The 12,939-nt window shown below is 57.2% G+C and carries 12 protein-coding genes; 5 read left to right on the top strand and 7 right to left on the bottom strand.

Annotated elements, in window-relative coordinates:
- Window positions 1-4: 4 nt before the first annotated feature.
- From gorA to ompR, 5 genes are all read right to left on the bottom strand, one after another.
- Window positions 5-1,357 carry a glutathione-disulfide reductase gene (gene gorA / locus GJ746_RS23980; protein ID WP_154682399.1) on the bottom strand — a complete coding sequence of 451 codons (1,353 nt, stop codon included), beginning with the start codon at window positions 1,355-1,357 and terminating at the stop codon, window positions 5-7.
- 71 nt (window positions 1,358-1,428) lie between these two features.
- On the bottom strand, window positions 1,429-2,271 hold the full coding sequence (locus tag GJ746_RS23975; protein ID WP_154682398.1) for a 23S rRNA (adenine(2030)-N(6))-methyltransferase RlmJ: 843 nt from the start codon (window positions 2,269-2,271) through the stop codon (window positions 1,429-1,431).
- Window positions 2,272-2,343: 72 nt separating this feature from the next.
- A complete protein-coding gene (locus GJ746_RS23970) occupies window positions 2,344-2,871 on the bottom strand; it encodes a hypothetical protein (RefSeq protein WP_154682397.1) in 528 nt (175 codons plus the stop codon).
- 220 nt (window positions 2,872-3,091) lie between these two features.
- Window positions 3,092-4,453: a two-component system sensor histidine kinase EnvZ gene (gene envZ / locus GJ746_RS23965; RefSeq protein ID WP_154682396.1), complete on the bottom strand. Its 1,362-nt coding sequence runs from the start codon at window positions 4,451-4,453 to the stop codon at window positions 3,092-3,094.
- The gene (gene ompR / locus GJ746_RS23960; protein WP_001157751.1) at window positions 4,450-5,169 is read right to left on the bottom strand and encodes a two-component system response regulator OmpR; all 720 of its coding nucleotides are present in this window, start codon (window positions 5,167-5,169) and stop codon (window positions 4,450-4,452) included. The genes envZ and ompR overlap by 4 nt, the downstream gene beginning before the upstream one ends.
- A 237-nt stretch (window positions 5,170-5,406) precedes the next feature.
- On the opposite strand from ompR, the gene greB reads away from it, so the two are divergent.
- The 5 genes from greB to feoC all read left to right on the top strand — a co-directional run bounded on the left by greB (window position 5,407) and on the right by feoC (window position 11,552).
- Entirely contained in the window at window positions 5,407-5,886 is a 480-nt protein-coding gene (greB, locus tag GJ746_RS23955; RefSeq protein WP_154682395.1) for a transcription elongation factor GreB, read from the top strand.
- 101 nt (window positions 5,887-5,987) lie between these two features.
- Window positions 5,988-8,321 (top strand): Tex family protein, encoded by a 2,334-nt coding sequence (locus GJ746_RS23950; protein WP_154682394.1) that lies wholly within the window; start codon window positions 5,988-5,990, stop codon window positions 8,319-8,321.
- Window positions 8,322-8,732: 411 nt separating this feature from the next.
- Window positions 8,733-8,960: a ferrous iron transporter A gene (gene feoA, locus GJ746_RS23945; RefSeq protein ID WP_154682393.1), complete on the top strand. Its 228-nt coding sequence runs from the start codon at window positions 8,733-8,735 to the stop codon at window positions 8,958-8,960.
- Between the two features lie 27 nt (window positions 8,961-8,987).
- Window positions 8,988-11,306, top strand: coding sequence for a Fe(2+) transporter permease subunit FeoB (gene feoB / locus GJ746_RS23940; protein WP_154682392.1), 2,319 nt, complete (start codon window positions 8,988-8,990; stop codon window positions 11,304-11,306).
- A gap of 9 nt (window positions 11,307-11,315) precedes the next feature.
- Window positions 11,316-11,552 (top strand): [Fe-S]-dependent transcriptional repressor FeoC, encoded by a 237-nt coding sequence (gene feoC, locus GJ746_RS23935; protein WP_154682391.1) that lies wholly within the window; start codon window positions 11,316-11,318, stop codon window positions 11,550-11,552.
- Between the two features lie 207 nt (window positions 11,553-11,759).
- Here feoC and GJ746_RS23930 read toward each other — a convergent pair whose 3' ends face one another.
- Both GJ746_RS23930 and bioH read right to left on the bottom strand, forming a co-directional pair.
- Entirely contained in the window at window positions 11,760-12,029 is a 270-nt protein-coding gene (locus tag GJ746_RS23930; protein ID WP_154682390.1) for a YdgH/BhsA/McbA-like domain containing protein, read from the bottom strand.
- Between the two features lie 110 nt (window positions 12,030-12,139).
- Window positions 12,140-12,922, bottom strand: coding sequence for a pimeloyl-ACP methyl ester esterase BioH (gene bioH, locus GJ746_RS23925; RefSeq protein ID WP_154682389.1), 783 nt, complete (start codon window positions 12,920-12,922; stop codon window positions 12,140-12,142).
- Window positions 12,923-12,939 lie beyond the last annotated feature (17 nt).

The following is a 12,939-nucleotide window of genomic DNA, read 5'->3' as shown; positions in this document are numbered from 1 at the left end:
CGCCTTAACGCATCGTCACAAACTCTTCCGCTGCGGTTGGGTGAATCGCCACGGTATTGTCGAAGTCTTTCTTGGTTGCGCCCATCTTCAGCGCCACCGCGAAGCCTTGCAGCATCTCATCCATACCGAAGCCGATACCGTGAATGCCGACAATTTTCTCTTCCGGGCCGACGCACACCAGCTTCATACGGCACGGCTGGCGGTGTGAAGTCACGGCGGTATACATGGCGGTGAAAGAGGATTTATAGACTTTCACCGCTTCGTCGCCGTATTGCTCGCGCGCCTGCGGCTCGGTCAGGCCGACGGTGCCGATAGGCGGATGGCTGAAGACCACCGTCGGGATGTTGCTGTAGTCCAGGTGCTCGTCCGGTTTGTTGTTAAACAGACGCTCGGAGAGGCGGCGGCCCGCGGCAACGGCTACCGGGGTCAGCTCGACGGCGCCGGTATTATCGCCGACCGCGTAAATGCCCGGAACGTTTGTATTCTGGAACTTATCAACGACGATATAGCCTTTATCGTTAGTTTTCACCCCTGTAGCGGCGAGGTTGAAGTTATCGGTTGCCGGTTCGCGACCAATCGCCCAAATCAGGCAATCCACGGTCTGGCTGCGGCCATCCTCCAGCTCCAGAGTCAGGCTGCCGTCGTTATTCTTGACCACCGCTTTCGGAATTGCGTTGGTGTGCAGCTGTGGGCCTTCAGCGTTCATCACCTCGACCAGCGTTTCAACGATCAGCGGATCGAAGCTGCGCAGCGGCGCGTGTTTACGCACGAACAGATGGGTCTCTGCGCCCAGGCCGTTAATCACGCCCGCCAGCTCAACGGCGATATAGCCTGCGCCGACTACCGCAACGCGCTTCGGCAGCGCTGGCAGTTCGAAGAAACCGTCGGAGTCGATACCGTATTCGACGCCGGGAACGTTCGGATGGCTCGGGCGCCCGCCGGTAGCGATCAGGATATGATCGGCGGTAATCGTCTCACCGTTCACTTCGATGGTTTTGGCGTCGACAAAACGGGCGAAGCCTTTAATCACGTCGACCTTGTTTTTGCCCAGCACGTTATCGTAGGAGGTATGAATACGGTCGATATAGGCGCTACGGCTGGCGACCAGTTTGTCCCAGTCGAAATTATTGATGGTGGCATCAAAACCGTAATCCGGGCCATACAGATGGATGGCTTCGCGGATTTGCGCCGCATGCCACATCACTTTCTTCGGCACGCAGCCGACGTTCACGCAGGTGCCGCCCAGGTCTTTGGCTTCAATCAGCGCGCACTTCTGGCCGTACATAGCGGCACGGTTGATGGAGGCGATACCGCCGCTGCCGCCGCCAATGGCGATATAGTCATAATGCTTGCTCATGAGTCTTATCCTTAATGTCTGATTGGCGCGATTGTATACCTGAAATCAATAGTTTCCACCGATGACTGCGATTACTCAGGCACGATCCAGCTAACGGTTGTATGGCCGATGCCGGTTGGAACCAGCTTCTTATGCAGCCACGGCAGAACGTTGTTCATCTGCTGCTCCAGCTTCCACGGCGGGTTGATGACGATCATTCCGGAGGCGGTCATCCCGCGCTGGTCGCTATCCGGACGCACCGCCAGCTCAATTTGCAAAATTTTGCGAATGCCGGTGGCCTCTAACTCTTTGATCATGCGCTTAATCTGCGCCCGTAACACCACCGGATACCACAGCGCGTAGGTGCCGGTAGCAAAGCGTTTGTAGCCTTCATGAATACCGGTGACGACCGCCTGGTAGTCGCTTTTTATTTCGTAAGGCGGGTCGATCAGTACCAGCCCGCGACGAGAAAGCGGCGGCAGTTTAGACTTCAGCTGCTGATAGCCATCGCTTTTTTCTACCCGCGCGCGGTCGTCTTTCTGGAACTCAGCGCGCAGCAGCGGGAAATCGCTCGGGTGCAGCTCGGTCATCTGCAGGCTGTCCTGCTCGCGCAGCAGTTGGCGGGCAATCAGCGGAGAGCCGGGGTAGTAGCGCAGCTGGCCGCTGCGGTTGAAGTGCTGAACGACGGAGATGTACGGTTCCAGCTCGGCGGGCAGGTCATCCTGCTGCCAGATACGGGCAATGCCTTCGAGATATTCACCGGTACGCTCGGCGTGTTCGCTGCTCAGCTGATAGCGGCCTGCGCCGGCGTGGGTGTCCAGATAGAGAAACGGTTTTTCTTTCTCTTTGAGCGATTCAATGATCAGGCTCTGAACGGTATGTTTAAGAACGTCGGCGTGATTGCCTGCGTGAAAGCTGTGGCGATAACTGAGCATGGATTCGGTGATTCCGGGAATTAAACAAGATAAGCGATAGTTTACCGCAGATCCGCCTGGATTACCGCTGCGCTACCATGCTGTTTTAATTCCTGCCCGGTGTGGTGTGAGTCGCGACTCCCCGGAGGCGGCGCTGGCGCGCCTGTCCGGGCTACCAACTCGCAGATGGCCGGAACCCTGTAGCCCGGCTGAGCGCAGCGCGAGCCGGGAACAAAACGGCATCGAAGCATCAGCTTTGGTCCTTTTCCCGGAGGCGGCGCTGGCGCACCTGTCCGGGCTACCAACTCGCAGATGGCCGGGACCCTGTAGCCCGGCTGAGCGCAGCGCGAGCCGGGAACAAAACGGCATCGAAGCATCAGCCTTGGTCCTTTTCCCGGAGGCGGCGCTGACGCGCCTGTCCGGGCTACCAACCCGCAGATGGCCGGGACCCTGTAGCCCGGCTGAGCGCAGCGCGGGCCGGGAACAAAACGGCATCGAAGCATCAGCCTTGGTCCTTTTCCCGGAGGCGGCGCTGGCGCGCCTGTCCGGGCTATCAACCCACAGATGGCCGGGACCCTGTAGCCCGGCTGAGCGCAGCGCGAGCCGGGAACAAAACGGCATCGAAGTATCAGCGCCGGTCCTTTTCCCGGAGGCGGCGCTGGCGCGCCTGTCCGGGCTTCCGGCCCGCAGATGGAGGGACCCTGTAGCCCGGCTAAGCGCAGCGCGAGCCGGGAACAAAACGGCATCGAAGCATTAGCCTTGGTCCTTTCCCAGGAGGCGGCGCTGGCGCACCTGTCCGGGCTTCCGGCCCGCAGCCAGCGGACAGCGGATGATTGCGGAATTAGCTCTCTTTTGTGGGTTTTACCGTGGGCAGAGTACGATTCATCGGCACCGGTAGCCAGGCGCGAATCAATAATCCGCCGCGCGCGCTGGAGCCCAGTTCCAGTTTGCCATTGTGGTTGTCGATAATGCGCTGGACGATAGCCAGCCCAAGGCCGGTTCCGCTTATGGTGCGGGCGCTGTCGCCGCGTACGAACGGCTGGAACAGATGCTCGCGCTGCTCCGGTTTAATTCCCGGACCATCGTCTTCTACCTGGAACCAGGCACGGTTCCCCTCGCTGCCGCTGCTGACCTTGATCCAGCCGTTGCCGTAGCGGGCGGCGTTGACCACCATATTCGCCAGCGCGCGCTTGATGGAGAGCGGATGCACGCGCAGCGGGATCTCGCCGGACTGCAGATCGGTGTCGATTTCGCGCTCATAGCCGCTTTCCGCCGCAATCACTTCGCCCAGTACCGCATTAAGGTCTACCAGTTCTACCGGCATCTCCTGACCGGTACGCAGGTAGTCGATAAACTGCTCGATAATGGCGTTGCACTCTTCGATATCTTTATTGATCGACTCGGCGAGATAACCGTCCTCTTCGCCCATCATCTCGGTCGCCAGGCGGATACGCGTCAGCGGAGTGCGTAAATCGTGGCTCACCCCGGCCATCAGCAGCGTACGGTCATCCGCCAACTGCTTCACGCCTGCTGCCATATGGTTAAAGGCGCGGGTCACCGAACGCACTTCCGACGCGCCGTATTCGCGCAGCGGGGGAGGAATAATGCCGCGTCCAACCTGCAGCGCCGCGTGTTCAAGGTCGACCAGCGGCCGGTTCTGAATACGAATAAAGAGCCAGGCGCCGCCAATCGCCAGCAGCATGATCGCCAGGGTGTAGCGGAACAGCGGCGAAAAGTCGCCCTGGTGGATTTCGGTCAGCGGTACGCGCACCCAGATGTTGGGGGAGAGCCAGGTTTTCAGCCAGACGACAGGGGAGCTTTTGTTCACCTCAACCCGCACTTCCGTCGGCCCGCCGAGCTGATGCGCCATCTGCTGGCTTAAGAATTCATAATGCTGCGCCCAGCGCAGGCCTGCGTCTTCCGCCGCTTCGTTGGAATAGAGCGAAATGCCCAGCTCGCGATAAATTTCGCGGCGAAACGCCGGTGGAACCACCAGTTGGGTGCCGTCCTCCAGCTGCAGCTTATCGGTCATCAGCATACGAACTTCGTAAGCCAGAACCTTATTGAACTGCTGAAGACTTGGCAGAATCGCGAAATTCAGCACCACTAAATAGGTCGTCACCAGGCTGGCGAACAGCAGGGTGACGATCAGTAACAGGGTGCGGGCAAACGAGCTTCGCGGCGAAAAGCGCACGCGTTTCATGCCTTAGAGCCGTCCGGAACGAAAACGTAGCCCAGGCCCCAGACGGTCTGGATATAGCGAGGATGCGCCGGGTCTTCTTCCACCATGCGGCGCAGGCGTGAGATTTGCACGTCGATGGAACGCTCCATGGCCGAATATTCACGGCCGCGGGCGAGGTTCATCAGCTTATCGCGGGACAGCGGTTCGCGCGGATGGCTTACCAGCGCTTTCAGCACCGCGAATTCACCGCTGGTCAGCGGCATGGGTTCATCTTCGCGGAACATTTCGCGGGTGCCAAGATTCAGCTTGAACTTACCAAAGGCGATAACCGCTTCTTCCTGTGAAGGCGCGCCCGGCAGCTCGTTGGCCTGGCGGCGCAGCACGGCGCGGATACGGGCCAGCAGCTCGCGCGGGTTGAACGGTTTTGGGATGTAGTCGTCGGCACCGATTTCCAGCCCCACGATACGGTCAACTTCTTCCCCTTTCGCCGTCACCATAATGATCGGCATCGGGTTGCTCTGGCTGCGCAGGCGGCGGCAGATGGAGAGGCCATCTTCGCCCGGCAGCATGAGATCCAGCACCATCAGGTGGAAGGATTCACGGGTCAGCAGGCGATCCATCTGTTCAGCGTTCGCCACGCTACGAACCTGGAAGCCCTGCTCGGTCAGATAACGCTCGAGTAGCGCGCGCAGGCGCATGTCGTCATCGACAACCAGAATCTTATAATTCTCTTGCATTGTTTATACTCCCAAAGGTTCACTGCAATTGTCTGTACGTATTCTCAAAAAAGCCCGGGTCGCCCACCAGCGAAATCTGGTATATATTCCAGGCTAAATTGTTACAAAGCATATTTAACAGCAGCTTAAGTATACATTTAAGCATAAGACGCATTATTTATCCTGCTGCTAGTATGACGTGCGACGAATTGTGCGCAGCATTGCACAAAGATCTGTAATCAGGAGCCGGAATCTTCGATGAAAACGCCGCTAATCACCCGTGAAGGGTATGAAAAACTGAAGAAAGAGATGGACACCCTGTGGCGCGAAGAACGTCCGGAAGTCACCAAAAAAGTGACCTGGGCGGCGAGCCTCGGCGACCGTAGCGAAAACGCCGACTATCAGTACAACAAAAAGCGCCTGCGTGAAATCGACCGCCGGGTGCGCTACCTGACCAAATGCCTCGAGCAGCTTAAAATCGTCGATTATTCACCGCAGCAGGAGGGCAAAGTGTTCTTCGGGGCGTGGGTGGAAATTGAAAACGATGCGGGCGATACCCGGCGCTTCCGGATTGTCGGCTACGATGAAATCTTTGGCCGCAACGACTACATCTCCATTGATTCGCCGATGGCGCGCGCGCTGCTGAAAAAAGAGGTCGGCGATTTAGCTATCGTTAACACGCCCGCGGGCGAGGCGGCCTGGTACGTGAACGAAATTGAATACGTCAAAGCTAAATAGGTGCGGAACATTCCGAGAGGCTTTGGTCGTGGCTGGCATTTTAGCGTGTCAGTCCGTATAACTATCCCCCTGATTTTTGATCCTAAAGATGAATTAAACCGATGATGAATGATTCGCTCTGCCGCATTATTGCGGGTGAACTTCAGGCCAGGGCCGAACAGGTAGAAGCTGCCGTTCGCCTGCTTGATGAAGGGAACACCGTGCCGTTTATCGCACGCTATCGTAAAGAAGTCACCGGCGGTCTGGATGACACGCAGCTGCGTAATCTGGAAACCCGCCTGGGTTATCTGCGTGAGCTCGAAGAGCGTCGCCAAGCGATCCTGAAGTCCATCGGCGAGCAGGGCAAACTGACCGAGTCGCTGGAAAAAGCCATCAACGGTACGCTGAGTAAGACCGAGCTTGAAGACCTCTATCTGCCGTATAAGCCGAAGCGCCGCACCCGCGGACAGATCGCCATTGAGGCCGGGCTGGAACCGCTGGCCGAGCTGCTGTGGAACGAACCGTCTCACGACCCGGAAACCGAAGCTGCCAAATATATCGACGCCGATAAAGGTATCGCGGACAGTAAAGCCGCCCTCGACGGCGCGCGCTATATCCTGATGGAGCGCTTCGCTGAAGACGCCGGGCTGCTGGCGAAAGTACGTGATTACTTGTGGAAAAATGCCCATCTGGTAGCGACCGTCGTCAGCGGTAAAGAAGAGGAAGGCGCGAAATTCCGCGACTACTTCGATCACCATGAACCGATCTCCACCGTGCCGTCGCACCGCGCGCTGGCGATGTTCCGCGGGCGTAACGAAGGCGTGCTGCAGCTCTCTTTGAACGCCGACCCGCAGTTTGACGAGCCGCCGAAAGAGAGCCACGGTGAACAAATTATTATTGACCATCTCGGTCTGCGCCTGAATAACGCCCCGGCGGACAGCTGGCGTAAAGGCGTGGTGAGCTGGACGTGGCGGATCAAGGTGCTGATGCATCTGGAAACCGAGCTAATGAGCACCGTACGTGAACGCGCCGAAGACGAAGCCATTAACGTCTTTGCCCGCAACCTGCACGACCTGCTGATGGCGGCTCCGGCCGGGCTGCGCGCGACCATGGGCCTTGACCCGGGCCTGCGCACCGGTGTGAAAGTCGCCGTGGTTGACGGTACCGGCAAACTGGTCGCGACGGATACTATCTACCCGCATACCGGACAGGCCGCTAAAGCGGCGGTGGCGGTTGCCGCGCTGTGCGAAAAGTACAACGTAGAGCTGGTGGCTATCGGTAACGGTACCGCCTCGCGTGAAACCGAGCGTTTCTTCCTCGACGTGCAAAAGCAGTTCCCGAAAGTGACCGCCCAGAAGGTGATTGTCAGCGAAGCGGGCGCATCCGTTTATTCCGCCTCCGAGCTGGCGGCGCAGGAGTTTCCGGACCTCGACGTTTCTCTGCGCGGCGCGGTTTCTATCGCCCGTCGTCTCCAGGATCCGCTGGCTGAACTGGTGAAAATCGACCCCAAATCTATCGGCGTTGGCCAGTATCAGCATGATGTCAGCCAGACCCAGCTGGCGCGTAAGCTGGATGCGGTGGTGGAAGACTGCGTGAACGCCGTCGGCGTCGATCTGAATACCGCTTCCGTCCCGCTGCTCACCCGCGTGGCCGGCTTGACCCGCATGATGGCGCAGAATATCGTCTCCTGGCGCGACGAGAACGGCCAGTTCCAGAACCGCCAGCAGCTGTTGAAGGTCAGCCGTCTGGGGCCAAAAGCCTTTGAGCAGTGCGCGGGCTTCCTGCGCATTAACCACGGCGACAACCCGCTGGATGCTTCCACCGTCCACCCGGAAGCTTATCCGGTAGTGGAACGTATTCTGGCGGCGACTCAACAGGCGCTCAAAGATTTAATGGGCAACAGCAGCGAGCTGCGCAATCTTAAAGCCGTTGATTTCACCGATGATAAATTCGGTGTGCCGACGGTTACCGACATCATCAAAGAGCTGGAAAAACCGGGGCGCGATCCGCGTCCTGAGTTCAAAACCGCCCAGTTCGCCGATGGCGTGGAGACCATGAACGACCTGCTGCCGGGGATGATCCTCGAAGGCGCGGTCACCAACGTCACTAACTTCGGCGCATTCGTTGATATCGGCGTTCATCAGGACGGCCTGGTGCATATCTCTTCCCTGTCGAATAAGTTCGTAGAAGACCCGCATACGGTAGTGAAAGCGGGGGATATCGTGAAGGTCAAAGTGATGGAAGTCGACCTGCAGCGTAAGCGTATCGCGCTGACTATGCGTCTCGACGAACAGCCAGGCGACAGCAACGCGCGCCGCGGCGGCGGCGGTAACGAACGTCCTCAGGGTAACCGTCCGGCGGCGAAGGCCGCCAAACCTCGCGGTCGCGAGGCGCAGCCTGCGGGCAACAGCGCGATGATGGATGCGCTGGCGGCGGCAATGGGTAAAAAACGCTAATGATATTGTGGCCCCTTTTTCTAAGGGGCCGTTTCTGCTTTGCTTATCGCCATATTGCGCAAAACAAGCATGAGTATTTTCTTATAACCTCTTAATAAGCGCGAATTACGTCGATAAGAATATTATTTGCATTTCGTTAACTAACGAAACTTTAATTAAACATTCCGGCTTTAAGAATAATGAGCGTCTCTGTGCCTGTTACAAAATAGATTTTGCTCAATATCAACAAATACTCACTTTCCTGTTTAAAAAAAGAATCGACCGCATTATATGTATTGATGATAAAAACTATTCTCATTATCATTATGTGCGTTAAGCATTTTTTATCCTTCGTTGGCTATGGTCCCTTGCGCTGCATCTAAGGCGCATATGGAAAACTCTCTTTCGGTTAGCGATATACAAGTAGGTTCTATGCAATTCACACCTGATAGTACGTGGAAGATTACCGGTTTCTCCCGCGATATTAGTCCGGCGTATCGGCAGAAGCTGCTGTCCCTTGGGATGCTGCCGGGTTCTTCTTTTCATGTGGTTCGCGTGGCGCCGCTTGGCGACCCTATTCATATTGAAACCCGACGCGTTAGCCTGGTATTACGTAAAAAGGATCTTGCGTTAATTGAACTGGAAGCGGTTGCACAATAATGCCTGACCGGTACTAAGAGCATGAATATGAAAAAATTAACCCTTGGTTTAATTGGTAATCCTAATTCCGGTAAGACCACGCTATTTAACCAGCTCACCGGTGCGCGCCAGCGCGTGGGTAACTGGGCTGGGGTGACCGTTGAGCGTAAAGAGGGTGGTTTCAACACCACCGATCATCAGGTCACGCTGGTGGATCTGCCGGGCACTTATTCTCTGACCACTATCTCTTCGCAAACTTCGCTGGATGAGCAGATTGCCTGCCACTATATCCTCAGCGGCGACGCCGACATGCTGATTAACGTCGTTGATGCGTCCAATCTTGAACGTAACCTTTATCTGACCCTGCAGCTGCTGGAGCTTGGCATACCCTGCGTGGTCGCGCTGAACATGCTTGATATCGCGGAAAAACAAAAAATCCGCATTGATGTCGACGCGCTGTCAGCTCGCCTGGGATGCCCGGTGATCCCGCTGGTTTCTACCCGCGGGCGTGGTATTGAAGCCTTAAAAATAGCGATCGACCGCCATCAGCAGAACCAGGCTATTGAACTGGTGCATTACCCTCAGCCGCTGCTGCGAGAAGCGGACAAGCTGGCGCAGTTTATGGCTGCGGACATTCCGCAGCGCCAGCGTCGTTGGTTAGGGTTGCAGATGCTCGAAGGCGATATTTACAGCCGCGCCTATGCCGGTGACGCCGCCCACAAACTGGACGTGGCGCTGGCGCATCTGAGCGAAGAACTGGACGACCCGGCGCTGCATATCGCCGATGCCCGTTACCAAAGTATTGCCGCGATTTGCGATGCGGTGAGCAATACTCTGACCGCCGAGCCCAGCCGCTTTACCACGGCGATGGATAAAGTGATTCTCAACCGCTTCCTCGGGCTGCCGGTGTTTCTGTTTGTCATGTATCTGATGTTCTTACTGGCGATTAATATCGGCGGTGCGCTACAGCCCATTTTTGATGCCGGTTCCGTCGCTATTTTTATTCACGGTATTCAGTGGATTGGCTACACCCTGCACTTCCCGGACTGGCTGACGGTTTTCCTTGCCCAGGGGATTGGCGGCGGTATCAACACCGTGCTGCCGCTGGTGCCGCAGATTGGCATGATGTATCTGTTTCTCTCTTTCCTTGAAGACTCAGGCTATATGGCGCGAGCGGCGTTTGTGATGGACCGCCTGATGCAGGCGCTGGGTCTCCCGGGTAAATCCTTCGTGCCGCTCATCGTGGGGTTTGGCTGCAACGTTCCATCGGTGATGGGCGCGCGTACTCTTGATGCGCCGCGCGAACGCCTGATGACCATTATGATGGCGCCGTTTATGTCCTGCGGCGCGCGTCTGGCGATCTTTGCCGTCTTCGCCGCCGCCTTTTTCGGCCAGAACGGCGCGCTGGCGGTCTTCTCGCTGTATGTGCTGGGGATCGTCATGGCGATTGCGACCGGCCTGATGCTGAAACATACCATTATGCGCGGCGAAGCTTCGCCGTTCGTGATGGAGCTGCCGGTATACCATGTACCGCACGTAAAGAGCCTGATCATCCAGACCTGGCAGCGCCTGAAAGGCTTCGTACTGCGGGCGGGTAAAGTTATCGTCATCGTCAGCATCTTCCTCAGCGCGCTGAATAGCTTCTCGCTGAGCGGTAAGATCGTCGATAACATCAACGATTCGGCGCTGGCGTCGGTCAGCCGGGTGATTACTCCGGTGTTTAAACCGATTGGCGTGCATGAGGATAACTGGCAGGCGACCGTCGGCCTGTTTACCGGCGCGATGGCGAAGGAAGTCGTGGTCGGGACGCTGAACACGCTCTACACCGCCGAGGATATCCAGAACGAAGAGTTTAATCCGCAGGAGTTTAGCCTGGGCGCTGAGCTGCTGGACGCGGTGGATGAGACCTGGCAGAGCCTGAAAGACACCTTCAGCCTGAGCGTCCTGGCTAACCCAATCGAAGCCAGCAAAGGCGATGGTGAAATGGAAACCGGCGCGATGGGCGTGATGGGCAGCAAGTTCGGCAGCGCCGCTGCGGCGTACAGCTACCTGATTTTCGTTCTGCTCTACATTCCGTGCATCTCGGTGATGGGAGCGATTGCCCGCGAGTCGAGCCGGGGCTGGATGATGTTCTCGGTTCTGTGGGGGCTGAATATCGCCTACTCGCTCTCTACGCTGTACTACCAGACCGTCAGCTTTAGCCAACATCCGCGCTATAGTCTGGTGTGCATTCTGGCGGTGGTGCTGTTCAATATCGTCGTCTTTGGCCTGCTGCGCAGAGCGCGTAGCCGGGTGGAGATCTCGCTGCTGGCAACGCGCAAAACGCCGTCGACGTGCTGCCAGAGCCCGACCGGTGATTGTCACTAGGGAGCGATAATGGCGTCGTTAATTGAGGTTCGCGATATGCTGGCCCTGCAGGGCAGGATGGAAGCGTCGCAGCTAAGCGCCCGTCTTGGTACGCCGCGGCCGCTAATCGATGCCATGCTTGGGCGTCTGGAAGCGATGGGTAAAGCGGTAAGAATTACCGAAGATGCCGAAGGCTGTCTCTCCGGCAGCTGTAAAAGCTGTCCCGAAGGCAAGGCCTGTCTGCGAGAGTGGTGGTCGCTGCGCTGATGGGCCTGTAAAGGCTGGTTTCCCGGATTGCGGCCGGGCTACACGCCAGTGAGGTTTTGGGGCTGGTAGCCGGGTAGGGCGTTTACGCCTCGACCCGGGAGATTCGAACACCGATTTGTACGGTTTTGGGGTGGATAGACCGGACAGGCGCAACGCGCCGCCTCTGGGCCCAGGGCTGCGAGCGGGTCCTGAGACCCGCTTTCTGGCTTACTTGTAGACGTCCGCGTTAGCGTGAACCGTTTTCTCGTTCTTCTCGCCTGCAATCACCACAAAATAGGTGCCGCCCAGCTCATCTGCTTTTTTCGACAGATCGCGCTTTGCATCCATAGGAGAGGTTGTTCTTGAAGTGGTAATAGAACCAATTTTGGTCAGATTCAGTTTATCTACTTCATCTTTTTGAATTTCCTTGGCGGCAAAAGCGCCGAAGGACAGGGAGCCAATAACCAGAGATGCAACAATTCCTGTAACAAGTTTCATAGCCTCTACTCTCCATTAGGTTGTTTTTTTAGGTCGCGGGGATAATGTGAAATAGTCAACCACCGCAACAACCTAAGTATTACTGCACCCTGCGTTTTTACCACGTTCCGCTAAAAATATTTACTGACCAGACCCTGCAGCTCGACCAGCGGAGCGCAAAACGCCTGCGGATGAGAAATGAACGGCGCATGGGCGGCTTTATCGAACACCACCGATACGCTATCGGGCCACAGGGCGTCGAGAAGCGGAATGATTTTACGCGGCACCAGGCCATCCAGGCGGCCGTACATGCGCAAAAACGGCATCTCGAGGGCCGTTAACGGCTGGCGTAAATCGGCGGTTTTCAGGATCTCCAGCCCGCCGTTTAAAACTTCCGGCGACGGCATCGGTAACGACAGTACCGTGTTCTTTAGCGCTCTCGCATCCTGGCGCGCGCTCTCGGTACCCATGGTTTGCAGCGCCAGAAAACGCTCAACGGTGCGTTGGAAATCCTCTCTCAGCTGCTGCTGGAATCCGCTCAGCACCTCGGGTTTGATTCCCGGCCAGCTGTCGTGAGCAGCAAAACAGGGGGAAGAAGCAACGGTGGCCAGCGCCAGCACGCGCTCAGGATGCGTTAATGCCGCCTGGCTCGCGACCAGACCGCCCAGGCTCCAGCCAAGCCAGATAGCGCGCTCCGGCGCTTTCTCCAGCACTAACTGCGTCATCTCCTCCAGCGACAGAGCGCCAAAGCCACTGCTGCGGCCATAACCCGGGAGGTCGACGAGGTGCAGCGTAAAATGCGAGGCCAGTTCCGGCGCGATGCAATCCCACACTTGCGCATTCAGCCCCCATCCGTGCAGCAGCACAAGATGACAATTTCCTTCGCCTGTGGTCTGCCACCAGATCTCTTTCATCAGTTACTGTTCTCTTT

This window comes from Klebsiella oxytoca (assembly GCF_009707385.1).
Lineage (GTDB): Bacteria > Pseudomonadota > Gammaproteobacteria > Enterobacterales > Enterobacteriaceae > Klebsiella > Klebsiella oxytoca_C.
Note: the sequence above shows the minus strand (reverse complement) of the source record. Positions and strands in the feature narration are given on the sequence as shown.